19 protein-coding genes are annotated in these 26,377 nt (G+C 64.5%); 5 read left to right on the top strand and 14 right to left on the bottom strand.

From position 1 onward, the window contains the following. Positions 1 to 98: 98 nt before the first annotated feature. From B0G82_RS12775 to B0G82_RS12760, 4 genes are all read right to left on the bottom strand, one after another. Complete coding sequence (locus B0G82_RS12775; protein WP_121307569.1) at positions 99 to 935, bottom strand: molybdopterin-binding protein; 837 nt, start codon at positions 933 to 935, stop codon at positions 99 to 101. 32 nt (positions 936 to 967) lie between these two features. Next, positions 968 to 1,801, bottom strand: coding sequence for an EI24 domain-containing protein (locus B0G82_RS12770; RefSeq protein ID WP_116140094.1), 834 nt, complete (start codon positions 1,799 to 1,801; stop codon positions 968 to 970). 147 nt (positions 1,802 to 1,948) lie between these two features. Further along, positions 1,949 to 2,947 carry a sterol desaturase family protein gene (locus B0G82_RS12765; RefSeq protein WP_121307568.1) on the bottom strand — a complete coding sequence of 333 codons (999 nt, stop codon included), beginning with the start codon at positions 2,945 to 2,947 and terminating at the stop codon, positions 1,949 to 1,951. Positions 2,948 to 3,008: 61 nt separating this feature from the next. Continuing rightward, on the bottom strand, positions 3,009 to 4,028 hold the full coding sequence (locus tag B0G82_RS12760; RefSeq protein ID WP_106279391.1) for a beta-propeller fold lactonase family protein: 1,020 nt from the start codon (positions 4,026 to 4,028) through the stop codon (positions 3,009 to 3,011). Positions 4,029 to 4,617: 589 nt separating this feature from the next. Here B0G82_RS12760 and B0G82_RS12755 point away from each other — a divergent pair. Beyond that, positions 4,618 to 8,049 (top strand): YadA-like family protein, encoded by a 3,432-nt coding sequence (locus B0G82_RS12755; protein ID WP_121307567.1) that lies wholly within the window; start codon positions 4,618 to 4,620, stop codon positions 8,047 to 8,049. 233 nt (positions 8,050 to 8,282) lie between these two features. Here B0G82_RS12755 and hrpA read toward each other — a convergent pair whose 3' ends face one another. Beyond that, complete coding sequence (hrpA, locus tag B0G82_RS12750) at positions 8,283 to 12,578, bottom strand: ATP-dependent RNA helicase HrpA (protein WP_121307566.1); 4,296 nt, start codon at positions 12,576 to 12,578, stop codon at positions 8,283 to 8,285. A 23-nt stretch (positions 12,579 to 12,601) separates the two neighbouring features. Between hrpA and argA the strand changes: the two genes are divergently transcribed. The 3 genes from argA (at position 12,602) to proP (ending at position 16,530) form a co-directional block, all read left to right on the top strand. Beyond that, positions 12,602 to 13,990 (top strand): amino-acid N-acetyltransferase, encoded by a 1,389-nt coding sequence (gene argA / locus B0G82_RS12745; protein WP_106279386.1) that lies wholly within the window; start codon positions 12,602 to 12,604, stop codon positions 13,988 to 13,990. Positions 13,991 to 14,044: 54 nt separating this feature from the next. Next, on the top strand, positions 14,045 to 14,320 hold the full coding sequence (locus B0G82_RS12740) for an oxidative damage protection protein (RefSeq protein ID WP_012433611.1): 276 nt from the start codon (positions 14,045 to 14,047) through the stop codon (positions 14,318 to 14,320). Between the two features lie 707 nt (positions 14,321 to 15,027). After that, positions 15,028 to 16,530, top strand: coding sequence for a glycine betaine/L-proline transporter ProP (gene proP, locus B0G82_RS12735; RefSeq protein ID WP_241974681.1), 1,503 nt, complete (start codon positions 15,028 to 15,030; stop codon positions 16,528 to 16,530). Positions 16,531 to 16,611: 81 nt separating this feature from the next. Here proP and B0G82_RS12730 read toward each other — a convergent pair whose 3' ends face one another. The 7 genes from B0G82_RS12730 to B0G82_RS12700 all read right to left on the bottom strand — a co-directional run bounded on the left by B0G82_RS12730 (position 16,612) and on the right by B0G82_RS12700 (position 23,421). Beyond that, positions 16,612 to 17,100 carry a metallophosphoesterase family protein gene (locus B0G82_RS12730; protein WP_121307565.1) on the bottom strand — a complete coding sequence of 163 codons (489 nt, stop codon included), beginning with the start codon at positions 17,098 to 17,100 and terminating at the stop codon, positions 16,612 to 16,614. Positions 17,101 to 17,277: 177 nt separating this feature from the next. Further along, a complete protein-coding gene (locus tag B0G82_RS12725) occupies positions 17,278 to 18,084 on the bottom strand; it encodes a hypothetical protein (protein ID WP_121308675.1) in 807 nt (268 codons plus the stop codon). A 5-nt stretch (positions 18,085 to 18,089) separates the two neighbouring features. Further along, entirely contained in the window at positions 18,090 to 18,665 is a 576-nt protein-coding gene (locus B0G82_RS12720; protein WP_116117734.1) for a TMEM175 family protein, read from the bottom strand. A gap of 136 nt (positions 18,666 to 18,801) precedes the next feature. Continuing rightward, a complete protein-coding gene (locus B0G82_RS12715) occupies positions 18,802 to 19,152 on the bottom strand; it encodes a cupin domain-containing protein (protein WP_121307564.1) in 351 nt (116 codons plus the stop codon). Between the two features lie 27 nt (positions 19,153 to 19,179). Further along, positions 19,180 to 20,580, bottom strand: a complete 1,401-nt coding sequence (locus B0G82_RS12710) for an FAD-containing oxidoreductase (protein ID WP_116140082.1) — start codon at positions 20,578 to 20,580, stop codon at positions 19,180 to 19,182. Between the two features lie 126 nt (positions 20,581 to 20,706). After that, positions 20,707 to 20,895 carry a hypothetical protein gene (locus B0G82_RS12705; RefSeq protein ID WP_106279765.1) on the bottom strand — a complete coding sequence of 63 codons (189 nt, stop codon included), beginning with the start codon at positions 20,893 to 20,895 and terminating at the stop codon, positions 20,707 to 20,709. A 222-nt stretch (positions 20,896 to 21,117) separates the two neighbouring features. Next, positions 21,118 to 23,421, bottom strand: coding sequence for an EAL domain-containing protein (locus B0G82_RS12700; RefSeq protein ID WP_121307563.1), 2,304 nt, complete (start codon positions 23,419 to 23,421; stop codon positions 21,118 to 21,120). A 560-nt stretch (positions 23,422 to 23,981) separates the two neighbouring features. Here B0G82_RS12700 and B0G82_RS12695 point away from each other — a divergent pair. After that, on the top strand, positions 23,982 to 24,560 hold the full coding sequence (locus B0G82_RS12695; protein WP_121308674.1) for a hypothetical protein: 579 nt from the start codon (positions 23,982 to 23,984) through the stop codon (positions 24,558 to 24,560). A gap of 96 nt (positions 24,561 to 24,656) precedes the next feature. On the opposite strand, the gene B0G82_RS12690 is transcribed toward B0G82_RS12695, so the two are convergent. Further along, entirely contained in the window at positions 24,657 to 25,199 is a 543-nt protein-coding gene (locus B0G82_RS12690; RefSeq protein ID WP_181916713.1) for a nucleoside deaminase, read from the bottom strand. Positions 25,200 to 25,242: 43 nt separating this feature from the next. Continuing rightward, positions 25,243 to 26,373: a BMP family ABC transporter substrate-binding protein gene (locus B0G82_RS12685; protein ID WP_106279372.1), complete on the bottom strand. Its 1,131-nt coding sequence runs from the start codon at positions 26,371 to 26,373 to the stop codon at positions 25,243 to 25,245. Positions 26,374 to 26,377: the final 4 nt, after the last annotated feature.

The raw sequence follows: 26,377 nt of genomic DNA, 5'->3' as shown, positions 1-26,377 counted from the left end.
GCCCATGATCCGCCTCTGCCCCGCTCCGAATCGGCGACGAGCGCGATGAAAAACGGGCGCCGCAGCGCCCGAACCAGAATGAACGTGTAACGCGCGGATCAGCCGCGCGGCTTCACCGCCGCAGCCGCCGCCTCGGGCTCGACAATATCGCCGCCCAGCAGATGCACGCCTTCCCGCAGCTTGACGAACGCCGCCGCCACCGCTTCGGGCTCGCCCTTCACGCCCAGATCGATGTGATGCCGCGCGTACACGCCACCCCGTTCCGCATCGCCGACGCTCGGCAGGCTGAAGACCCGCACGCCCGGAAAATCGCGTTCGATTTTTTCCATGAGCGGCGTGACGCGTGACTCCGGCAACTCGAACACCAGCAGCGACTTCTCCGCGTGCGGCATGGCGTGGTGCAGGTCGGCGTACTGCGTATCCAGCACCCACTCGATCATCGGCCACGCCATCACCGGAAAGCCCGGCACGAAGTGATGCCGATTGATCGAAAAGCCCGGAATCTTGTTGTAGCCGTTCGGAATGATCGACGCGCCCTGCGGATACGTGCCCATATTCAGCCGATGCCGATTCTCCGGCGACTCCAGATCGAGCGGTGCGGCCGCGTTCGCCGGATACATGTCGCGGATACGCTCCTGAATCAGCTTTGCGGCCTCCGGATGCAGTTCGAGCGGCACGCCGAGCGCGGCCGCCGCGCATTGGCGCGTGTGGTCGTCGGGAGTGGCGCCGATGCCGCCCGTGGAGAACACGATGTCGCCCGAGGCGAACGTGCGCCGCAGCGTCGCGGTGATGCGCTCCGGATCGTCGCCGATGTACTCCGCCCAGCCGAGCGACAACCCACGCGCGCCCAGCAATTCGATGACCTTCGGCAGATGCTTGTCGATACGTCTGCCCGACAGAATTTCATCGCCGATGATGATGACGCCAAATGCCATTGCCGCCTCTTTTTCGCTTAGTCAGTAATGCATCAGTAGGGAACCGGCGCCGCGTGCCGCACGCCGCCGTGCTCTTCCGCGCGCATGCGCTGCAGCGCGCGCAAACAGTAGTAGCCGAACCATAGCGCCGAAAATATGAGGATGAACGCATAGATCCAGATCGTCACGGCCGTGACAACCGGGAACAGCACGATCAGCCAGACCGACGACACCCACAACAAAGTCGGCAGCGAACCCAGCAAGCCGCTCGCAATGCCGATCAGCAGCAGCGGCAAGCGGAAGCGCCGCACCAGCGCGCGCCGCTCGTCACGCGTGGCATGCAGCGCGAGCGCGTCGTAGCTCATTACACGATACGTCAGCCAGCCCCACAGGAGCGGCGGAATCAACGCGAAGAACGGCGGCACGAGCCAGAGCGGCAGCGTGACGATCAGCAGCACCAGACACACCAGCGTGGTCCACAGCGCCTGACCGAGGCTACCGTACCACGTTCCGCCACGGCGCATTTCGAGGCTCGGGAATTGCCGCGCCGACAGGAAGCGGATCACCGCGGGCATCGACAGTGTGGCGATCAGCAGCAGCACCGTGACGACAATCAGCGGGATCGCCATCGCGATCACGATAAACGGCGCGATCGCTGCATGCAGCGCAGAAAAACCGAGCCAGTCGAACAGTCGATAAAGCGTGATCGTGAACGACCAGCCTTCGAGCCAGGTACGCGTCGCGCCGATCAGCGTCTGCCAGGAAAACCACAGGATCACGCCCCAACCGACCGTTGCCGCCAGAAACGGCATGAAGGTCAACCAGAGCATGCGCGGGTGGAGCGCGCTTGCGAGCGCACGTCCGAACGAGCGCAACAGATCATTCATGCGAGCCAGTGCCGGTGAACAAAACGATGGAATGGAGCGAACCGCGCGACGAATCCGCCGGGCAGCCCCGCGCTTGGTCGCAAAAGTGAACAGGATAAACCACGTGACGCGCCGCCGGGGAAACCGGCGGCGTGGGAGGAAGCGGGCTCAAACGGCGGCGGCGTCGTTGCTTTCGGTGCGGCGCTTCGGCGAGAGACGCCCGGCGATGCGCACAAAGGCGAGCCAGTGCTGCGCCCAGAAGCCGTCACCGTAACGGCGGCCTGTGAGTTGATCGCGGATGCCGGTCGGTTCCATCTCGCGGCTCCATGACACGCTGCGGAACAGCATGTCCCACCACGGAAACAGCACGCCGAAGTTGCAGCCGTATTTCAGCCCTTCGTGTCCGTAACCGATGGCATGGTGGCGCCGATGAAACGTCGGGCTGACCAGCAGCCGCTCGCCCAGCCAGCCGAAGTACATGCGGATGTTCGCGTGTTGCACGCTCTGCGCCAGATTCGTGATGGCGACCAGCACGACGAACTGCGACGGCGGCACGCCGATCACGAGCGCGATGACCGCGAAGAACGAGGCCTGCAGCAGATCGTCGAGAAGATGGTTGCGGTCGTCGGACCACAGCGACATTTGCTGCTGGCTGTGATGCACCGCGTGCAACTCCCACCACACGCCGATCCGGTGTTCCCAGCGGTGATACCAGTAGCCGGCGAAATCGAGCACCAGCAGATACATCACGAACGTGACGAGCGGTTGCGTGGTCACGCCGGGCCAGAGATTGTCGAACTCGATATTCGAAATGTTATGCAGCCGCAGCCACGCCTGCACGGCGTCGAAGAACGGCTGAAGCGCGAAGAAAAAGAACAGGTTGAGAATGCCGAGCTTCGCGATCCACGTATAGATCACGTCCACGCGCACCGCCTTGCGGCTCTGCCATTGTTCCACCGGGCGCAGCGCTTCGAGCGGACGCAGAACCGCGTACATGGCCAGCACTTCGACGACGCCCACGATCACCCAATACAGGCTGTCGTAGGTGTCTTCGTCGTAATCCATCAGATTGAAGCGGAACAGCAGCGGCTGCACCACGTCGACGTACAGCAACGTCTGCACGGCGGAGACGAAGTTGTCGAGGGAAGAAAAAATCAGATGGAACATGGTGCTAGTCTGGTTACTTCATCCGTGACGGTTCGCGTGGTGCGGCATGAGCCTTTTCGCATCAGGCGCCGTTCGGCGCCGTGACCGGCGCGCGATTGAAGAAATAGATGCCGTGCGGCGAACGGCCGACGGCGATCGTCTGGATCAGCTTACGCGTGTTCAGGTCGATGATGCCGACGTGCTTCGCGAAGCGGAACGTAACCCACAGATAGCGTTTGTCGGCGGAAAGTTCCATGTCGTCCGGTCCAGGCATCAAGCCGGTGATGTCGCCGACGTTGGTGAGCGTGTCCTCGTCGATGATGCTGATGGTGCTTGCCACGCGGTTCGACACTGCGACGTGCTTGCCGTCGGCCAGGGAACGGAAGTTGTGCGCGCCGTTGCCGGTGTGGATCGTCTTGACGATCTTCTGGTTGCGCCAATCCACTACCGCGACGTAATCCGAGCCGGTCATGCCGATCAGCAGATATTTCTCGCCCGGCGTCATCCACAGGCCCGCCGGCACCTTGCCGACCTTCATTTTCCATTTGACGGTTTGCGTGGCCAGGTCGATCGCGGCCAGCTCGCCCGACACCTGCAGCGTGACGAATACCGTCTTGCTGTCAGTCGTGAACGCCATGTGGCTCGGCATGACCGCGAGCGGCAGGCGCGAGGCCAGCGTCATCTGGTTCTTCTGGCCGTCGTAGTGATAGATGTCCAGACGGTCCAGACGCAGGCCGGTGGTGACCAGCCATTTGCGATCAGGCGAAAAACCGATCTGGTACGGGTCTTCGATATTTTCGACCCAGCGCTGCACCTGGCCGGATTTCGGATCCACGAACATCAGGTTGTTCGACACCGAATTCGCGACGATCAACGACGAATTGTCCGGCGTAGCCATCAGGTGATGCGGTTCCTTACCCGTGGGCACCGTGCCGACGACCTGGCGGGTCGCCTCGTCGATCAGGCTCAGCGTGGCCTCGCCGGAATTGAGCACGATCACGTTGTTGGCGTGGGCCGCCGGAGAAAAAAAGCCTGTGGCGGCGACCAGCACCGCGCCCGCGGCGACCGTGGCAGTCAAGCCGGGAAGAAAAAATTTACGCATGAAAACTCACTTCGGAGAACAACCATCATTGTAGAACGTTTGCCGCGGCCAGCGGTTGACGCAGGTCGGTGTAAGGCCAGGAGAAATCAGGGGCGGGATGACCCGGCTGCCTGGATGGCGAGCGGGTCGAACACACACGCGAATCGCGTCGTTCTGAAAGCGCCGGTGGCGAGTATCACGCGTGAAAAGTGGAATCTCATTGAAGACGTATAAACGCAGGAGAATGCTTAGATTGACCAAACAATTACCAGAATATATTTTGAACATTCCTTATTTAACGCCTCTTACATATTGATCAATCGAGACACGCCAACATAATGTGATTTTTCCGCACCTGCTGCAGATTTAACTGATCGCCCGCGCCGCCGCCGAACCTGAAAATCCCCCCGCCTCATCCCTATCCACTCATTCCTGGATGCACGGGCGTGACGCGGGCGTTTTGCACGTACGAGATAACGATCGGCCTGCTCTGGCAAAGCCAAAGCTCGCGGATTTATTTTTGCGTGATTTATCCAGGCGATGAATCCATACAAGAACACCCGCGCTCATGTGCCGCGCATTCACGCACTACCGCGGAGTTTCTAAAACAATGAATAGCAATAACCGATTGGTTTGGTGTGAAGCGACGGCAATGTCGCCGGCGGCGCCGATAACGGCAAGATCAAAGACGAAGCGCAAGAAGGCCATCGCGCGTGCAGTGCTGATTCTGGCTGCGCTGGCGGGGGGCGCGCCGGCGGCGCATGCCGCCCTCTTCGTAGACACGAGCGTCAATTCGCCCGGAAACGATCTCGCCCCCTATGCGGCAGGCCCGGGCGCGATTGCGATCGGCATCGGCGCAACTGCGGCGGGCCCCTACGCGATGGCGACGGGCTTCCAGGCCGTTGCGCAGGGCGCGATGTCGATCGCAACCGGCGTTCAGGCCAACGCGAACAGCGTCAATTCGATTGCAATGGGCGTGCAGGCGACAACCGCACCCACTGCGCTCTACGGAATCGCAATCGGCAATCAGGCTTTCGTCAGCGGAGTGGGGGCGATGGCGTTCGGCAAAGCCGCGCAGGCTGGCGGCCTCAACTCGGTCGCCATCGGTTATGCGGCGTCAGCCACGCTCGCCAACAGTGTCGCGCTCGGCGCGGGTTCACTCACGACCGTCGGGGCCCAGACCGGCTACGCCGCTTACGGCCTCACCGCATCACAATCTTCGGCCGGCGAAGTCAACGTCGGCAACCGGTCCGTTAGCGGCGTCGCCGCCGGCGCAGCCGACACCGATGCCGTCAACGTCAGCCAGCTCAAGGGCGCCATTACTGCTGCCACGGCCAACGCTGTCTCATACGGCACTAATGCGGACGGCACCGTCAACACGAACAGCGTCACGCTCGCGGGTCCCACCTCCACGGACGGCGGCGTCACGGGCGGTACGACGATCACCAACGTGCATCAGGGCGCAGTATCTGCCAGCAGCACCGATGCGGTGAACGGCGCCCAGCTCTACGCCGTCGCCGGCGACACCAGCGCGGCCTACATCAGTCAGAACGGCAACGGCGTCAAATACGTCCGGACCAACGACAACTCGCTGACGCCGGACGACGCTCACGCAATCGCCACCGGCGCTTCGGCGATCGGCTACAAGGCCCAGGCAGACGGCGATAACTCGGTCGCGCTCGGCCGCGGCGCTCGCTCGGAAATTGCCGCCGCCGGGGCCGTTGCAATCGGCTACAACTCCGACGCGGCGGCGACCGGCGCCGTCGCCACGGGCAATCAGGCAAGCGCATCCGCAGCGAATGCTATCGCGGTTGGCTATGCCGCATCGGCGAGCAGCCTGAACGGCGTCGCCATCGGCAATGCCGCGCTGGCGAACGGCACCAATGCCGTGGCGCTCGGCGCCGGCGCCCGCGCCTGGCAAAATGGCACAGCGCTCGGCCGGCTCGCCACCGCGTATGGCGCCAACACGTCCGCGCTCGGCTACGGCTCGCTCGCCTACGCCGACGGCTCCACGGCGCTCGGCGCCAATGCGAAGGTCTCCGGGACCAACAGCGTGGCGCTTGGCTACAACGCCAGTGTCACCGCCGCGAACAGTGTCGGCGTCGGGGCGAACTCAACCACCACCGCGAATCTCGGCCAACCCGGCGCGGAATTCGGCACGAGCGGCGTGGTCGCTGCGACCACCGCTTTCGGCGAAGTGTCCGTCGGCTCGACGGGCAACGAGCGCCGCCTGACTAACGTGGCAGCCGGCGCGGCGGCAACCGATGCCGTCAACGTCAGCCAGTTGAGCGCGGTCGACGGCAAGATCGTCGCTATCGCGCAAAGCGGCACCCAGCACTACTTCAAGGCCAACGGCATCGCCGACGGCACGGACGACGCCGTCGCCGCCGGTACGCATGCGGTCGCGGCAGGGGTGCTGGCGAGCGCATCGGGCGACAACGCCACCGCGCTCGGCGCCAATTCCGCGGCCGCCGCAACCGGCGCCGCCGCGCTCGGTGCGTATGCGTCCGCCACCTCGGCCGGCAGCGTCGCGATTGGTTACAACGCCGTCGCCGGCAACGTCGATTCAATTGCGATAGGCCATGACGCGAACGCATCGGCCGACGGTTCGGTCGCCTTGGGCCAAGGTTCGGTGGCCGATCGGGCGAACAGCGTCTCCGTCGGCTCCGCCGGCAACGAACGTCAGATCACCAACGTCGCCGACGGCACCAGCGCGACCGACGCCGTCAACCTGAGGCAATTGCAGGCCGCCAGCGCGAGCGCCTCGCGCTACTTCAAGGCAAACGGCCTGAACGACGGCACCGACGACGCCTCGGCCACCGGCAGCAACGCAGTCGCCATCGGAAGTTCCGCGCTCGCCGCCGGGCAAGCAGCCTTTGCCGCTGGCGCGAGCTCGCAGGCGAACGGCGCGTTCAGCACCGCGGTCGGCGGCGCCGCGATCGCTCAGGGCGACGGCTCCACCGCGCTGGGATATCAGGCCGGCGCAAGCGGCGCAAATTCGACCGCGCTCGGTTATCAGGCGAGCGCCTCGGCCGCCAACTCGGTCGCACTCGGCCAAGGCTCGAACGCGACGCGGGCGAACACGGTTTCGGTCGGCTCCGCCGGCAACGAACGCCAGATCACGAACGTCGCAGCCGGCACGGCGGACACCGACGCCGTCAACGTCGCGCAGTTGAAAGCCGTGAGCGACCAGGGCGCCGCAAACGCCGCGAAACTCGACGGTGCGCTCACGTATGACCAGAACGCCGACGGCAGCGTCAACAAGAACAGCGTCACGCTCGGTGGCGACGCGGCGAACGGCGGGACGGCGATCCATAACGTCGCGGCGGGGGCGGACGGCACCGACGCGGTCAACGTCGATCAGTTGAACGCCGCCATCGCGGGCGCGGTCAACAACGTCGTGGTCAACTCGGGTAATCCGTTCTTCAGCGCGGAAGGCAACCGCGACACCCAAGGCGCCGTGTCGTCCGGCGCGCAGTCTGTCGCCGCGGGCGCCAACGCTCGGGCAACCGGCACCAACGCGGTCGCCATCGGCGCGAACTCGCTGGCGAGCGGCGCCAATGCCACCGCGCTCGGCGCAGCTGCAAACGCCAGCGCTGACAACTCCGTCGCATTGGGCCAAGGCTCGATCGCGGACCGCGCAAACACGGTCTCGGTCGGCGCGGCAGACCAGGAACGCCAGATCACCAATGTCGCAGCCGGTGTGCAAGGCACCGACGCGGTCAACGTCAACCAGTTGCAGCAAAGCGTGAGCGGAGCGGTCAGCCAGGCGAACAGCTATACCGACGACCAGATCCGCTCCGCCCGTCGCGATGGTTATGGCGGCACGGCATCCGCCATGGCAATGGCCGGCTTGCCGCAGGCAATTCTGCCTGGTCGCGGCATGGTCGCAATGGCCGGCGGCACCTATGCGGGGCAGTCGGCGTTGGCCATCGGCGTATCGCAAATCTCGGAAACGGGGAAGTGGGTCTACAAGCTGCAAGGCACGACGGATTCGCGCGGACAGTTCGGCGCGGCGATCGGCGCCGGCATGCACTGGTAACGGAACTGGTAGGACAGACCGGGCCAACGCGAGTCGCAGCAGCAGCCCGGTCGATCGACTTTTCATATGCGACGAGCGCGGGCTAGACCCAAGCCCCGCGCCCGTTTTTGCCCGCGCCGCTATGCCCACAAGGCATGGCGGCGCGCGCCCTGTTATCTCGCCGCGAAAGACCGCGGGCCTATCACGCCGATCTGTAGCCGACCCGATCCGCGCGAGGCGCCCCTGCGCCCCGATTAGCGCTGCATCGACTCCCATACCTTATAAAGCCGCTTCACCGAAATCGGCATCGGCGTACGCAACTCCTGCGCAAACAGCGAGATCCGCAACTCTTCCAGCAACCAGCGGAACTCCGACAGGCGCGGATCCAGCACGCCGCCGCGTTGCGCCACCGCGCGCTGGTAGTTCTGCAGCAGCGGCTGGAATTCAGCGAACTGCCGTGCGTCGCGCGCGGGGTCCGCCTTCAACTTGTCGATGCGCAGCGCGATCCCCTTGAGATAGCGAGGGAAATGCGCCAGTTGTGCGTACGGCGTGTCGACCACGAAGCGCTTGCCGATCAGTCCGTCGAGCTGGTTCTGCAAATCGGCATGCGCCGCCGTGAACGACTTCGCCTGCACCAGCTTCTTCGCGACGCTCGCGTATTCGCCCAGAATCTGCCCGACCAGCCGCGCAATTTCCTGAGCGAGCAGGGTCAGGCGGCTGCGGCCTTCGTCGCGGCGCGTGTGGAAACTGACGTCGTCATCGGGCAGCGGGTCTTGCAGGCAGGCGCGGTCGAGCGCGGTGTCGATCAGTTGATCGCGCAACTCTTCCTGCGTGCCGCGCGGCATGAACTGCATCGCCATTTCGCGCAAACCCGGCAGATTCTTTTCCAGATACTTGATCGGCTCCTTCAACTGCAACGCGAACAGTCGACGCAATCCCGCGCGATGAATCCGCGCGGCTTCGTCGGGCGAATCGAACACTTCGACGTCGCAATGCGTGCCGCGATCCACCAGCGCCGGATAACCGAACAGCGTCTGCCCGCCGCGACGGATTTCGAGCAGCTCGGGAAGCTTGCCGAAATTCCATGTCGTCAGCTTTTCATACAAGGCGGTGCCCTGCGCGCCGGCTTGCGGCGCGGTCTGCGGGCCTGACACGCCAGCGCCGCCCTTGCCTCGCTGCGCACCCGCGCCGGCCGCACCACCGGACGCTTGCGACGGCGTCGCGACACCGCCGCCGCCCGCGTCCGCCAACGCCGCCCCGGCCGCGCTCGATGCGATCTTCTGAAAATGCTGCTGCGCCTGGCCGCCGAGTTCGGCGCGCAGTTGCGACATGTTGCGGCCCATCGCGAGCTGGCGACCGTGCTCGTCGACGACCTTGAAGTTCATGAACAGATGCGGCGGCAAGGTCTCGAGCTTGAAGTCCGACTGCTTCATCGCGACTTGCGTCTGCTCGCGAACATCGGCAATCAGCGACTCGAGCAAACCGCCCGCACCGAAGCGCGGACCGCCGTGCCGGTCGACGAAACCCGCCGCGTACTCGGGCAGCGGCACACAATGACGGCGCAGCTTCTGCGGCAAGGACTTCAGCAGCAGTTGCGTCTTCTCTTTCAGCATGCCGGGCACGAGCCATTCGCAGCGCCGCGCGTCGACCTGATTCAGTGCATACAGCGGCACGGCGAGCGTCACGCCGTCACGCGGCGAACCCGGCTCGAAATGATAGGTGAGCGCCATCTCGACGCCCGCCATCGTCATCCGCTTCGGGAACAGGTCGGTGGTCACGCCGGCGGCTTCGTGCCGCATCAAGTCGTCACGCGACAGATACAAGAGGCGTAGTTTGTCCTCCGGCAGACCGCTCTTTTTCACCTCGTCGCGATACCAGCGCTCGAACGACGCGCCGGTGTAAATGCCCTTCGGCAGCGCCTGATCGTAGTAGGCGAAGATCAACTCGTCGTCCACCAGCACGTCCTGGCGGCGCGACTTGTGTTCGAGCTGCTCGATATCGGCGAGCAGTTTGCGGTTGTGCGCGAAGAACGCAAGCTTCGTGTCGAACTCGCCTTCCACCAGCGCGCCGCGAATGAACAGTTCGCGGGCGCGCCCCGGATCCTGTTTGCCAAAACTCACGCGCCGCCGGTGATAGATCGGCAGCCCGTACAGCACCGCGCGTTCGAACGCCGAGACCTGCGCCGCGCGCTTCTCCCAATGCGGCTCGGAGAGCGACTTCTTCAGCAGATGCGCGCCGATCTTCTCGATCCACTCCGGCTCGATCTTCGCGATGCAACGCGCGTACAGGCGGCTCGTCTCCACCAGTTCGGCGGCCATCACCCACTTGCCGGCCTTCTTCACCAGCGCCGAGCCTGGCCACAGATAGAACTTGATGCCGCGCGCGCCGAGGTAATACGGTTCGTCATCGGCTTTGAGGCCGATGTTGCCGAGCAGGCCCGTCAGCAACGCGAGATGGATCTGCTCGAAGGTCGCTTCCGCTTCGTTCAGACGCCAGCCGTGCTCGCGCACCACCGTCAGCAGTTGCGAGTGCACGTCGCGCCATTCGCGCAGGCGGAGTTGCGACAGGAAGTTCTTGCGGCACTCTTCGTGCAGTTGCTTGTTCGACTTCTTGTGCGCGATCGCTTCTTCGAACCAGTTCCAGATTTTCAGCCACTGCAGAAATTCGGAGCGCTCATCGGCGAAACGGCGATGCGCCTGATCGGCCTGCTCCTGCGCTTCGATCGGCCGGTCGCGCGGGTCCTGCACGGACAACGCGCTCGCGATGATCAGCACTTCCTTCAACGCCTGCTGGTCGCGTGCGGCCAGAATCATCCGGCCGACGCGCGGGTCGAGCGGCAGGCGCGCGAGTTCGCGGCCGAGCGGCGTGAGCTGGTTGTCGTCGTCGACGGCGCCGAGTTCGTTGAGCAGCTGATAGCCGTCGGCGATGGCGCGGCCAGGCGGCGGCTCGATGAACGGGAACGTCTCGATCGCCGTCAGATGCAGCGACTTCATGCGCAGAATCACCGACGCCAGCGACGAACGCAGAATCTCCGGATCAGTGAAGCGAACGCGGCCCTGGTAGTCGCTTTCCTCGTAGAGACGAATGCAGATGCCATCGGCCACGCGGCCGCAACGCCCGGCCCGCTGATTCGCGGCGGCCTGCGAAATCGACTCGACCTGCAACTGCTCGACCTTGTTGCGATATGAGTAGCGCTTCACGCGCGCGAGGCCGGTGTCGACCACATAGCGAATGCCCGGCACCGTCAGCGAGGTTTCGGCGACATTCGTGGCCAGCACGATGCGGCGCGCGTTCGAGGTGCGGAACACGCGCTCCTGTTCGGCCGCGGAAAGCCGCGCGAACAGCGGCAAAATTTCCGTATGCGGCGGATGATGCTTGCGCAGCGCCTCGGCGGCATCGCGGATTTCGCGCTCGCCGGGCAGGAACACGAGCACGTCGCCCGGGCCTTCGCGGCAGAGTTCGTCGACGGCGTCGACGATCGCGTCCATCAGATCGCGATCGGTTTCGCGCTGCGATTTCGGCCGGTCGCCGCCGCGTTGCGCAGCAGGCGCATCACCTTGCGCGCCCTTCACAGCAGGGCTGTCTTCCGCGACCGGGCGATAGCGCACCTCGACCGGATACAGCCGCCCGCTCACCTCGATCACCGGCGCGGGCTTTTCTTCGCTGCCGAAGTGGCGCGCGAAACGATCCGCGTCGATCGTCGCCGAGGTCACGATCAGTTTCAGATCGGGACGCTTGACGAGGATTTCCTTCAGATAGCCGAGCAGAAAATCGATGTTGAGGCTGCGCTCGTGCGCCTCGTCGATGATCAGCGTGTCGTATGCCTTGAGCAGCGGATCGGTTTGCGTTTCGGCGAGCAGAATGCCGTCGGTCATCAGCTTGACCGAGGCGCCCGGCGACAGATTGTCGGTGAAGCGCACCTTGTAGCCGACCACTTCGCCGAACGGCGTGCCGAGTTCTTCGGCGATGCGGCGGCCGGTCGCCGACGCAGCGATCCGGCGCGGCTGCGTGTGGCCGATCAGCCCGGAGCCGCCCGCGCCGAGACCGCGGCCGAGTTCGAGGCAGATTTTCGGCAGCTGGGTGGTTTTACCGGAGCCGGTTTCGCCGCAGACGATCACGACCTGATTCCGGGCGATGGCTTTGGCGATTTCCTCGCGACGGCCGGAAACCGGCAGCGCTTCCGGGTAAGTAATCGGCGGAATCGGATTGGGCTCGACCACACGCGGCGCGCGGGGTGCGCGGGGTGCATGGGGCTCACGGGGCTGCTGCGGTTCACGCCGGCTCGCGCCGCGCTCGGACGCCCGCCGCGATTCATCGCTTGCAGCGTGTTTCGGCGCCGCGTCTTTTCCAGGACCGCGCACGTCGCGGTCCGAATCATGCTCGTGCGCCCGCGCATTTTCCGCGGCGCGCTGCGGCTCGCGCGCCGTGTGCGGCGTGTTGCGTTCGGCGTCCTGCGCATCGCGGCGCTTCGCGTCGCCGGCCTTCGGTTGATCGACGGCCGGCGCCGGATTCTCGTTCGCCGCAGCGGGACTTTTGGGTACATTCGACATGGGGGCGCATTATAATCCCCGGCATGAATTCCCAAACCGACCTCGTCCCCGCGCCCGCGAGCGCTCCGGCCCCCGCCGGCGCAACGGAAGATCTCGCCCAGCACGCGCAATTCGTCGACTGGATGCGCTCAGTCGCCCCTTACATCCATGCGTTCCGTAACAAGACGTTCGTCGTCGGGTTCGGCGGCGAGGTGGTGCATCAGGGGCTCCTGAACGCGCTCGTGTCCGACATCGCGCTGCTGCAGGCCATGGGCATCCAGATCGTGCTGGTGCACGGCTCGCGCCCGCAGGTCGAAGAACAGATGAGCCTGCACGGCGTCGAGTCCGAGTTTTCGCACGGCATGCGCATTACGGACGCGCGCGCGCTCGAATCCGCGAAAGAAGCGGCCGGCGAAGTGCGTCTGGATATCGAGGCCGCGATCAGCCAGGGTTTGCCGAATACGCCAATGGCACACGCGCACATCAGCGTGGTGTCGGGCAACTTCGTGACGGCGCGGCCGGTCGGCATTCTCGACGGGGTCGATTTCGCGCACACGGGCGTGGTGCGCAAGATCGACGCCGACTCGATCCGCCACTCGCTCGCGAGCCGCAAGCTGGTGCTGCTCTCGCCGCTCGGCTTCTCGCCCACCGGCGAGGCCTTCAATCTGGCCATGGAAGACGTGGCGTCCGCCGCGGCGATCGCGCTGCGGGCCGACAAGATCGTGTTCCTGACCGAAACGCCGGGGCTGATGCAAGCCGGCGAAGAAGGCCCCGAACTGGTGCGCGAACTGTCGCTCGACGACGCCTACAAACTGCACGAAAGCGGTGAAGTCACCGGCGACGCGGGCTTCTATCTGAAGCACTCGATTCGCGCCTGCCGCGGCGGCGTGGCGCGGGCGCACATCATCCCTTACGCGCTCGACGGCAGCCTGCTGCTCGAACTGTTCCTGCACGACGGCGTGGGCACGATGATCTCGTACGAGAACCTCGAAAGCCTGCGCGAAGCCACGCCGGACGACGTCGGCGGCATTCTCGCGCTGATCGAGCCGCTCGAATCGGACGGCACGCTGGTGCGGCGCGGGCGTCACCAGATTGAACGCGACATCGACCATTTCTCGGTGATCGAGCACGATGGCGTGCTGTTCGGCTGCGCGGCGCTGTATCCGTACACGCAGGAGCGCATCGGCGAAATGGCGTGCCTGACGGTCGCGCCCGAAGCGCAAGGCACCGGCGACGGCGAACGGCTGTTGAAGCGCATCGAGCAGCGCGCGCGGGCGCGCGGCCTGACGCGCATTTTCGTGCTCACCACGCGTACCGAACACTGGTTTCTCAAGCGCGGCTTCGTCAAGGTCACGGTCGACGACCTGCCGGAAGACCGCCGCCGGCTCTATAACTGGCAGCGCAAGTCGCTCGTGCTGATGAAACAGCTCTGAGCGGCCCTATATAGCGACTGTCCGCCCCCACACCGATTTTAGGAGAAGCACAGCATGACTCGTATGGTTCAATGCGCGAAGCTCGGCAAAGAAGCCGAAGGCCTCGATTTCCCGCCGCTGCCCGGCGAACTCGGCAAGCGGATCTACGAAGGCATCTCGAAGGAAGCCTGGCAGGCCTGGTTGAAGCAGCAAACCATGCTGATCAACGAAAACCGCCTGAACATGGCCGATCCACGCGCGCGCCAATATCTGATGAAGCAGACCGAAAAGTTTTTCTTCGGCGAAGGCGCGGACACGGCGCAGGGTTATGTGCCGCCGTCGGCTGAGTAAAGTAAAGGCTTTCGCGCTTTCAAACTGCATGACCGAAATCCGCGCCGCGTGCGCGGATTTTTTTCGTCTGCGCGCGCCACCGGATTCGCCGAATCGAGACCGCCAGATCGCCGCTTCAACCTCACCGTGAAAATTCCCCAAACGGTACATTTTCGCACCGTTTTAAGCCGCTTTTTCAGACCGCCAGGATCCGCTCGACCCCCCGCCCGGCAAGGGATTGAGCGTGCCCGCCAAGGCCCTCGGCGGACACCGGGTTTGCACGATCCTCTGTTATCGTGCTATCATGTGCCTCGTTCCAACAGCATTTCACCTTCATTCACGTTCTCTTCAATCTGGCGCGCAGTGCGTGTGCCATCCCGAATTGAACAGTTTTTATACAAGAAGGCTTGTCGGTCGTTTCCCCGTTTCGCGTCACACGTGAGCGGCGAATAAAGCACCGGCCTTTTTCGTTTCAAGCCTTCCAGCGGCGCATGGGCCAGCTTTCAGCCACCCAGCGCCCTCATGCATCTGCCCCCCTTCCACGGCCACGCAGGTGCAACGTCAGCACAATCTAGACGAGTGTTTTTTCGCGACCTGTCTCGCGAGGCACGGGCGTTGTGTTTTCTATCACGCCCCGCTCCATCGCCCTGCAACGGCGACGGAGATGCTTTCGCCTTGCTCGCGAAACTGCACTTCCCAGCAACCGTGGCGGAACGTTCATGCGCGTCATGAGTTTCGTCGCAGTCATTGGAGTTTTCACCTTGACCGCTTCCAGCAACGGCTTCTGGCGACACCACAAAGAAGAACAACGCCTCTCTCTGGACGACATCACCGTCGTCGACAAATCTCTCCTCAAGCGGGCCGTCGGCGCCATGGCGCTCGGCAACGCCATGGAATGGTTCGATTTCGGCGTGTACAGCTACATTGCAGTCACGCTCGGCAAAGTGTTCTTCCCGTCGGCTAGTCCGGCTGCGCAGCTGATCGCCACGTTCGGCACGTTCGCCGCGGCGTTCCTCGTGCGGCCGGTGGGCGGCATGGTGTTCGGACCGCTCGGCGACCGCATCGGCCGGCAGCGTGTGCTCGCCATGACCATGATCATGATGGCGCTCGGCACCTTCGCGATCGGTCTGATTCCGAGCTACACGACGATCGGCATTTTCGCGCCGGTGCTGCTGCTGGTCGCGCGTCTGGTGCAAGGTTTCTCGACCGGCGGCGAGTACGGCGGCGCGGCCACCTTCATCGCCGAATTCTCGACGGACAAGCGCCGCGGCTTCATGGGCAGCTTCCTCGAGTTCGGCACGCTGATCGGCTACGTGCTCGGCGCGGGCACCGTTGCCGTGCTGACCGCGACGCTCTCGAACGACGCGCTGCTCTCGTGGGGCTGGCGTGTGCCGTTCCTGATCGCCGGGCCGCTGGGTCTGGTGGGTCTGTACATCCGCATGAAGCTCGAAGAAACGCCCGCGTTCAAGAAGCAGGCCGAGCAACGTGAAGCGGAAGACAAGGCGGTGCCGAAGCAGTCGCTCGGTCAGTTGCTCGCGCAGCAATGGAAGCCGCTGCTGCTGTGCGTCGGCCTCGTGCTGATCTTCAACGTCACCGACTACATGGCGCTCTCGTATCTGCCGAGCTATCTGTCGGCCACGCTGCACTTCAACGAAACGCACGGCCTGTTCCTCGTGCTGCTGGTCATGGTGCTGATGATGCCGATGACGCTCGCCGCCGGCCGTCTGTCCGACACGATCGGCCGCAAGCCGGTGATGCTGTTCGGTTGCGTGGGCCTGTTCGCGCTGTCGATTCCCGCCCTGCTGCTGATCCGCATGGGCACGGTGCTGCCGGTGTTCGGCGGCTTGATGATTCTCGGCACGCTGCTGTCGTGCTTCACCGGTGTGATGCCGTCGGCGCTGCCGGCGCTGTTCCCGACCAAAATCCGCTACGGTGCGCTGGCGATCGGCTTCAATGTTTCGGTGTCGCTGTTCGGTGGTACGACGCCGCTCGTGACCGCATGGCTGGTGAACAGCACCGGCAATCTGATGATGCCCGCGTACTACCTGATGGGCGCGTCGCTGATCGGTATCGTCTCGGTGGTGGCGCTGCGCGAAACCGCCCGCAAGCCGCTGCTCGGCTCGGGCCCGTGCGTGGCGACGCGTGCGGAAGCGCATGCGGTGTTGCGCGGTGAGCGTGAAGCCGAGGAGATGGACGAACGCTTTGCGGCAGCCGCGACGGCGCGTGCCTGAGCATGGGTTGTTTGATAGTTGACGCGGCCAGTCCGCGAGCAGTCTGAGAACGGGCCGGCAAATTTTTTGCCGGCCCGTTTTTTAGGGCATCAGCGAATCGAAGCTCGCGCTTGCGTGCGCGCCTTGGACGATCAGTATCCCTGCTGAAATCGGCAACTTGAAACGGCGTGGTCCGGCGCTGCCTGGATTGACGAACAGCACGCCGTCGCGTTCGCGGATCAATGGTTTGTGCGAATGGCCGGTTACCACTACGTTGATGCCGTGGCTGTGCGGATCGGGGCCTACGTCGGCGATATCGTGCACGACGAGAATCGTCACTTGCTGCACGGTCAGCGTGGTGTGCGTCGGCAACGACGCGGCCCAGTCGCCGGTGTCGTTGTTGCCGCGCACCGCTGTGACCGGCGCGATCTGGGTGAGTGCATCGAGTACGGCTTCGTTGCAGATATCGCCCGCGTGGATGATCGCATCACAACCGGCCAGATAGTGCAATGCCTCCGGGCGCACGAGGTTGTGCGTGTCGGAGATCAGGCCGATTCGTGTGCGTGTGGGTTGTCGAGGGCGCGAAATCATGTTGGAAGTATCGGGCAAATGAGCGGACTGCGTGCGCGGTGGTTCCGCTGAGCGGGCGTGTCCGCGCTTCGAGTCTCTAGCAACACGATGCCTCGCATTGAGCCGCTTGAGGTGCTTGAGGTGCTTGATGCGTTTCAGCCGCAATGATCCGCAATAAGCACGTCAAACTCACCCCGCTCAATCCGCCGACTGCCGCTCCGCAAGTCCGCGCGACCCAGCCTGAACCGGCCGTTTCGCGCCGAGCATCCGTTTAGTCGCGCCCTGCACGATCATCGAAGCCACCGACGCGCACGCAAAGCTGAGCCACACGCCGTACCGCGGCAACATCGTCGCCGTCACGGCAAAGAACGCCGCGAACGAGGCGCGGCCGATCACCATGCCGCGCATCAGCAAGGCGACGAAGTCCGCGCCGTGCGCGCGCTGCGCCGAGACAGCGAGCACGATGCCGAGCAACGGAAAAACCGACAGCAGTCCGCTCCACGTCGCGCCCACCGACGCGGACAGCGTAGTCACCGCGACCGTCAGCAACGCGCCGGCGAGCATGCGCGCGACGAGATCGCCGAGTCCGAGGCGCGCCGCCGGCACGCGGCCGGTCACGCGCGGCAAGCCGCTTTGCGACACCGCCACCGCCACGCAAGCCGCCGCGACCGCCCATGCAAGTCCGGCGGGAAGCTGCGTGAGCACCATTGCCACGCCGACCCAGCCCACCATGCCCGCGATCGACGCGAGCGGCCACGCGACACGCCGGCAGGTCCACGCATACGCAAAATTGAACGCTTCCGACGCGGCAATCGCCGCGATCGAAGCCGCCGACGCCTGCGCCGCGAACGAAGGCCCGCGCTCCAACGCGAGCAGCAACACGATCGGCCCGGCGACCATCGGCAGCCCCGCGAGCCACCCCGCCACCGACGGCCCCCACACGCGTCCCGCCACGGTCAGCGCGGCGAGAAACGCCGGCACCAGCACCAGCTTGAGCGCGAGCAGCACGCTTACGATTCCAGCACGTGTTCGATGCGCCGGTCCGGCACCAGCCACCACGCGGCAGCGAGCGTATAAAGCGCAGCCGAAACCCACGGCACGACAAACGCCAGCGCAATGCCCGTCAGATAGATCACGACCGAAACCTTGCCCTTGATGTCGCTGCCGACCGCCCTGGCTAGCGTCGAGTCCTTGCCGTGCTCGCGGATCAGCACGCCCATCAGAATGAAGTACGCGATCGACGACATGAACAGCACCACGCCGTACATCGCGGTCGGCCAGGAAGCCAGATGGTTTTCGCCGACCCAATGCGTGACGGCCGGTAGCAGCGACAGCCAGAACAGCAGATGGAGGTTGGCCCACAGCACCGCGCCGTTGACCTTCTGCACGGCATGGAACATGTGATGATGATTGTTCCAGTAGATGCCGACGTAGATAAAGCTCAGCACGTACGCGCAGAACACGGGGAGAACCGGACGCAGCGCGGCAAGATCGAAGCCTTCCGGCACCTTCAACTCGAGCACCATGATCGTGATGATGATGGCGATCACGCCATCGCTGAAGGCTTCGACACGTCCCTTGCCCATCGGTTGAATTCCTGATGATGAATGCGGTTGCGCGCACCGTTCGCCCGCATTCCGCGGACGACCTACGCCGTTGCCGATTATCCGCGATGGCCCAACGCTTTGTCGATGCGTCTGATCGATCGGCAGATTGCCGAGTTCAGGTTGAAGCGTCGTCCGGGTAGTAGACGGCGAGCCACACGCTGGGCTCCCGATCGCTTGTCCATGCCACGCGATGCCGGCAATGCGCGTCGATCAGCACGTGATCGCCGGCCTTCATCTGGTGAGGCGCGGCCTCACCTTCGAATACGAGCGCCGCCGCGCCGCTCAATAGCACGACCCACTCGGCGCGCGGACTGTCGTACCAGAAGCCCGGCGGGCTGGCGTGACCCATGGAGACGATCCGCTCGATGCTTACGCCGCCCTGCTCGACCAGCGCGTCGATCTGCTCGTCCGCGTCCGCGGACGCGTCGTGATCGAACAGATTGCCGCTTCGGATTGCGCGCTTCATCGTACGTGCTCCGCTCGCGTGCGCCGCTCACTTCATCGGCTTGAGTCCATCGAGCAAGGTCGGCACCAGTTCGCTGATGGTCGGGTGAATATGCATCGCGTACTGCAAGGTCGGATACGGCGCGCCCGCCGTCATGATGTCGATGAACGTGTGAATCGCCTCGTCGCCTTCGATACCGTGAATCGCCGCCCCGAGAATCCGCTTGCTCTCCTTGTCGACCATCACCTTCATGAAACCGTCGGTCTCGCCGCGTTCGCGCGCGCGGCCCACGCGCGTCATCGGCATGGTGGCGATCAGCGCGTCGCGGCCCGATTTGCGCACCTCGGCCTCCGAGGCGCCGACGCGCGCGAGCGGCGGGTCGACGAATACGGCATACGCCATGATCCGCGTATCGACGCTGCGCGCGCCGCCGTCGAGCAGATTGGCCGCGACGATCTGATAGTCGTCGTAAGAGGTGTGAGTGAAGGCGCCGCGCCCGTTGACGTCGCCGATCGCCCAGACGCCCGGCACGCTGGTGCGCAACTGGCCGTCGACGGGAATCGTGCCGTGCTTGTCCAGCGTGATGCCGGCGGCGGCAAGGCCGAGGTCGTCGGTATTCGGCTCACGGCCGGTCGCGAACAGCAGGTGCGACGCTTCGAGCGCGGGAATGTTCTGCTCGAAGCCGATGCACACTTCGTTCTCGCGATGCGGATGTGGCTCGACCCGCGAAGGCTGCACATTGAAGCGAAACTCCACGCCCTCGCGCGCGAGCACCTTCTGCACGGAATCGGCGAAATCGGCGTCCTCACGCGTAAGCAATCGTTCACCGCGCACCAGCACGGTCACCTGGCTGCCGAAGCGGCGAAATATCTGCGCGAATTCGAGCGCGATATAACTCGCGCCGACGATCACCAGATGACTCGGCAATTCCGTCAGATCGAGCAGGTTGGAATTGGTGTAGTAGCGAATCCGCTCGAGCCCGGCGAGTGGCGGCACGACCGCGCGCGTGCCGGTGTTGATGAAGATTTCGTCGGCGTTGATCTCATCGAGCAGATTGCCGCCCGGGCCGCTGATAGCGAGCGCATGCGGTCCGGTAAAACGCGCGTGACCGTTGAACACGCTCACGTTCTGGGTGCCGCGCAGCCATTTCTCCACGCCGTCGCGCGACTGCCCGATGATCTTGTCCTTGCGCGCCTTGACCGCGGCCAGATCGACGTTGATCGCGCCGCCCACCTGCACGCCGAATTCCGCGGCATGACGCGCGACATGCGCGGCGCGGGCGCTCGCTACATAGGATTTGGTCGGCGTGCAGCCGACGTTCACGCAGGTGCCGCCAAAGGCAGCCCGTTCGATGACCGCCGTTTTGCGGCCGCTTTGACCGAGACGCACGGCGAGCGGTGAGCCGCCCTGTCCCGTACCGATCACAACTGCGTCGAAGTGCTGTGGCATGGCAACTCTCCCGAGGCTGGGCTGCTGGTCGTAGCATCTTACCCTTCGGCCCTGGAATCACCATGCTGCGCCGCTCATTACTGCCGCGGATTGTTGCGAATGACTGCTGTTTTCCGTCTGTTGGACTCAGGCGTGGCAATGCACGGCGCAGATCAGCTCGCGCGAACGTTGCAGCGCGGCCTGCGCACCGCGGGACGCCATCACCCAGCCGACCTGGCCGAGATTGAAGTCCTGCGACACCATCACCTGCATGAGGGCGACCATCGGTAAGACCACCGACGGCCGGTAGAGCTGGTCTCTGATTAAATCTGGCATGACAACTCCCATCGCACGACGCCGCTTCGACATCGCGCTCAATTTACTTTTCGATGGGAGGATTTTAGGGAGACCGGCCTCGCGGATAAATACCGCGAACGCGAAGTCACTTGTCCAGCAAACCGAACAATCCCGTCAGCATGTGCGCGGCGCGCGCCGTTCAAGGCCGCATTCGCAAGCCCGGCAAGGCTTCCGGCCTCGCGTGCGGAACGGCCGGCACGTTCAGGCGTCGGCCACGTTGAGCTGCGCGTCCCACAAACCGCGGGCATACGCACTGGCCCCAACCGGACGGCTGTACAGATAGCCCTGCTGCTTGTCGCAGTCGATCGCGCGCAGGAACGCCGCCTGTTCGGCGGTTTCCACCCCTTCGGCGGTGACGTTCATGCCGAGCGAGTGCGCCATCGCCACCACCGCCTGGGTAATTGCAATCGAGTCGCGATGATCCGGCAAACCCGCGACGAACGAGCGATCGATTTTCAGGTTATGCAGCGGGAAGCGCTTCAGATACGACAGCGACGAATAGCCGGTGCCGAAATCGTCGACGGAAATGCGCACGCCCATGGCATTCAGCGCGCTCAGCATCGGCAGGACGGTTTCGCTGTCGCTCATCAGCAGCCGTTCGGTGATCTCCAGCTCCAGCGCCGTCGGCTCGAGCCCCGACTGCGCCAGACACCGTTCGATCCGCTCCACCAGGCCGTCGTTGAACTGCCGCGGCGACAGGTTCACCGCGACGATCAGTTCCGGCGCCAGCGTGCGCCGCCACTGCGCCACCTGCTCGCAGGCCCGCGCCAGCACGAAGTCGCCAATCTCGACGATAAGCCCGGCATCTTCGGCCACGGGGATGAATTCCCCCGGCGACACGTTGCCCAGTTCGCTGTTGTACCAGCGCAGGAGCGCTTCCGCGCCGATCGTGCGGCCGTCGTGGCTGTCGACGATCGGCTGGTACACGAGGCTCAGTTCGTTGGCGGCGAGCGCGCGCCGCAGCGACTGCTCGATCGTGAAGCGCCGCTGCAGATGCTGATTCAGCTCGGCGGTAAAGAACTGGAAGTTGTTGCGGCCGCGCTGCTTGGCGTGATACATCGCCGAATCGGCGTTGCGCATGAGCGTGGCGACGTCCTGGCCGTCTTCCGGAAAACGGCTGATGCCGATCGACGCGCCCAGGTAGTACTCGTTGTCCGCCACCGCGAACGGCACCGCGATCATGTCGAGAATGCGGCGCGCGAGGCCGATCAGACGCGCGGTGTTTTCATACGCGCTGACCACGATCACGAACTCGTCGCCGCCCACGCGCGCGAGCGTGTCCTCCGGCGAGATGCACGCCGAGAGGCGCTCCGCCACGCTGCAGAGCAGGGTGTCGCCGGCCTCGTGGCCCGCCGTGTCGTTGACCTTCTTGAAGCCGTCCAGGTCGACGAACAGCACGGCGACACTCGCCAGTTCGCCCATGCCGGACGACATGTCCGGCGTGAACAGGTCGCGCATCCGCTCCGTGAGATAGGCGCGGTTGTAGAGGCCGGTGAGCGAATCGCGGGTAGCAAGGAACTTGAGTTGGCGCTGCGCCTCGCGCACTGGTCCGATGTCGGTAAACGAAATCAGCACCGAACCCGGTTCGCTCTCGCCCGGCTTGATGATCGGCACGACGTTCTCGGTGATCCAGACGATGTCGCCGCCGATCAGCTCCACGCCGATCGTGACGCCGAGCACGGGCTTGCCGGTGCTCAGCACCTGGGCGGTCGGGCGGGCCGTGTCGGCGACGAGCGAGCCGTCCTCGTGATAGGCGCGCACCATCACCGTATGAATACTGCGGCCGACGATCTGCGGGGTCGCCCGCAAAATACGCTGCGCGCTCGGATTGCAGGCAAGCACGATACCGGCACGCGACTGCACGACGATCCCTTCGATCAGATGATCGACCACCAGCCGGTGATGCTCCTCGCTGTGCGCGAGGCGCTGGACCATGGTGTCCTGATGCACGGCGAGACCGACGCTGTGGCCGATGTCGCGCAGCATCGCTTCTTCGCCGGCGCTCGGACGGCGCGGCGCGCGGTAGTAGACCGCGAAGGCGCCGAGCACCACGCCGGAATCGTTTTCAAAGGGCACCGACCAGCAGGCCCGCAGACCGAGCGGCAACGCGAGGTGCCGGAAGTCGGCCCACAGCGGATCGGTTTCGATATCCTCGACGACGACGAGGCGCCGCTCGTACATCGCGGTGCCGCACGAGCCGGCCCGTGAACCGATCGCCGCGCCGTCGATCGCGGCGCTGAAATGCGCCGGCAGCGACGGCGCGCCGCCCACTCTGGCGTGCACGCCGTCCGGATCGAGCAACAGGATCGAACAGGACGCGCCTTCCCCCAGCAGCGCTTCCGCGCGGCGGCATACTTCGTCGAGCAATTCCGGCAGCGGCGTGTTGCGGGTGATCAACCGCAACACCGTGCGCTCCGACGCCACCACGGCTTCGGCGAGATTCGGTCCATAGCGGCCTTCAGGCGCTGCTTCCAGCTTGTTTTCTGATGTCGCTTCGCAAGTCATATGTGCGCCCCCTAACCCGACATCGGCAACTTAGTGTACGCGGCACACCGGGGTTTACGCGAGGCCGGCGAATTTAATTCGTCGCGGACGGGAGACGGCCTGGCAAATGGGGCCGGTTAAGGGGCCGAAGAAATGGCGCAAAGGCCTTGCTGGAGCGGGTGACGGCGCCTTGGCGCGGGCCGCACGGGCGCAGCGCGGGCGCGGTTGTTCCGGCGCCTGTTGCACAGGCGGACCCCAAATTATGCCGGGACGCTTCGCGGCGACTTGCCTGGACTCCACGTGTGACCTGCCGGCCGGTCCCGCTGGTGTGGTGAGTGCTTGTGGTCCCTGCACGGAACGCCGCATTGCCCTGTGCTGCCGAGCGATGCGTCCGCTCACGGGCGAGTTGCCCGGCACATGCCTGAAATCATTAAGTCATCCGCCCGCGACGATTCCCTCCGCCGCGGGAGGCAATATCTGGTAACGACCCACCCGAAGTCAGGCGTTTTTCTGGCCTCCGTGTTCCGGCAACTCGGTCGATCATCCATTGCATGAAAAAGCCATGCACTGCCGGGACCGCCGTGACCCTCATCCGCCCACTGCTGATCGCCGCGCTGATGCTCGCGCATCCAGTCGCCCACGCCACCAGCTTCGACTGCAACCGGGGACGCTCGCTAACCGAGAAGATGATTTGCAACGACCCCGCACTGTCGAAGCTCGACGACACGCTGGGGCAGCTGTACTGGAAAGCGCGCCGGCAAGTCAGCGACCGGCGCGCCTTTCTCACCGACAGCGACAGCAAGTGGGCGTGGCGTGAAGCGAACTGCCGCGACGCGGTGTGTCTGGGGACGTGGTACGCGACGCGTATCGAGGAACTACGGACGCTGATCGACGGGATGCAAACCGCCACGCCGCCGCTATCCTCCACGCCTTATGACCCGGACACACGACGCAGACCGCTCATGGCGCCCGCGCAAGCCACCGAGGTGGCGATGCGTCAGTGCACGGCGGCGAATCCTGGGATCGTGGTGAACGAGCAGTGTTCCACCGTGCTCAAGGAAACCAGCGGTCAGTGGAAACATCAGCCGCACGGCGGCGACTGGTTCTGCGGCGTCGCGATGCTGGCGCCGGCGGAAACGCAGGTGGACGCCGCGCAATGACCAAAGCATGCTTTGCATGTCGGCTCAGCGAGACCGAGCACGCAAGCACGGGTGCAAACGTCGCGATTCTCTCTCGCGAGCGCGCACCAAGCACAGCTAGCGGCTGCTCCAGAATCCGCGCTGCACCGCCATGACCTCGGCTTCCACTTCGGGCACCGGCCCGATCACCTCGACCGGTTTCTGGCAGTGATCGAACACGTACCGGCAGTCCACGCTCATGGTCGGATTCTCGGCGTGATCGCCGGTCGCTTCCAGCAAGCGCTTCTCGGTCATGCCGAACACGACCCGGCCGATGTTGGCCCAATACATCGTCCCGGCGCACATGCAGCAGGGTTCGACCGACGTGTACAGCGTGCAACTCCACAAATACTCAGGCGTGAAGTTCAACGCCGCCACGCGCGCCAGCACCGACTCGGCGTGATTCACCGTGTCGACGTTGCCCTGCTCCATCAGCACCGTCTCCTGGTCGGGTCCGACCAGCACCGCACCGAACGGATGATGTCCCAGCAGCGTCGCCCGTTCGGCCACCCGGCTCGAATGCCGCAGATGCCGCACGATCTGCTCGTGCGTGGGCGTCAAACCCTGCGGCGGATAGTTGGCGGCCGTTGCGGCGGCCGCCGTCGAAACCGTCAGACTCACGGGCGATCTCCCTGATTAATAGTTAGATTAGCGAAGCAAATTTTTACTTGGGCAGCGAGCCGTCCACGCCCTGCACGAACCAGTTCAAACGCAGCAGTTCCGGATCGCTCAGCGACTTGCCGGCGGCGACCTTCACCGCGCCGGATTGATCCATGATCGGACCGGCAAACGGATTGAACTTGCCGGAGATGATGTCATCGCGCTTCTGGCTCAAGGCCTTTTGCGCGGCCGGCGAAACGGCGTCGGTGTTGATGTCGGCGAGATCGATCGCTTTCTCTTTCAGCCCCCACCACACCGGCGAATTGTTCCATGTGCCCGCCATCACCTGATCCACCAGATGCGTGTAGTACACACCCCAGTTGCTCACGCAGGCGCCGAGTTGCGCATTCGGCCCGAACTTCTTCATATCCGAATCCCAGCCGAACGCATGCACTTTCTTCTGCTCGGCGGTCTGCATCGTGGCCGTCGAATCGGTGTTCTGGATCAGCACGTCGGCGCCCTGGCCGATCAGCGTTTCGGCGGCCTGCTTTTCGCGGCCCGGATCGAACCAGCTATTGATCCACACCACCTTCACGCGCGCATTCGGATTGACCGAGCGAGCGCCCATCGTAAACGCGTTGATGTTGCGCACCACTTCTGGCACCGGTACGGAACCGACGAAGCCGAGCGTGTTCGACTTCGTCGTATAACCCGCGACGAGACCCGCCAGGTAAGCGCTCTGATAGGTGCGCACGTCATAAGTCGCGAAGTTGGCGGCCTTCTTGTAGCCGGTGGCGTGTTCGAACACGGCATCGGGGAAGTCCTTGGCGACCTTCAGCTCGAAATCCTGAAAGCCGAAGCTCGAACCCACCACGATCTTGTTGCCCTTTGACGCCAGATCGCGGAACACACGCTCCGAATCCGCCGACTCCGGCACGTTCTCCACGCGCGTCACCTTGATCTTGTCGCCGAATTTCGCCTCGAGCGCCTTCACGCCCTGTTCGTGCGCGTAGGTCCAGCCGGCGTCGCCCGGATTGCCGAGGTAGACGAAGGCGATGCCGATTGGCTGCGTGGTGGCCGCGGCCGCCCCTGCGGCGCTGAACGCCAAGGTCGCGCCAAGCGTCGCGGCGAGAACGGTTCGGACAGTTTTGATGCGCAGTGATTGATGCAGCGCTCGCGCCAGCGTTGTTTTCATGGAT

It is taken from the genome of Paraburkholderia sp. BL17N1 (genome assembly GCF_003634175.1).
In the GTDB taxonomy this organism is placed as follows: Bacteria; Pseudomonadota; Gammaproteobacteria; order Burkholderiales; family Burkholderiaceae; genus Paraburkholderia.
This window is presented reverse-complemented; position numbering and strand designations above follow the sequence as displayed.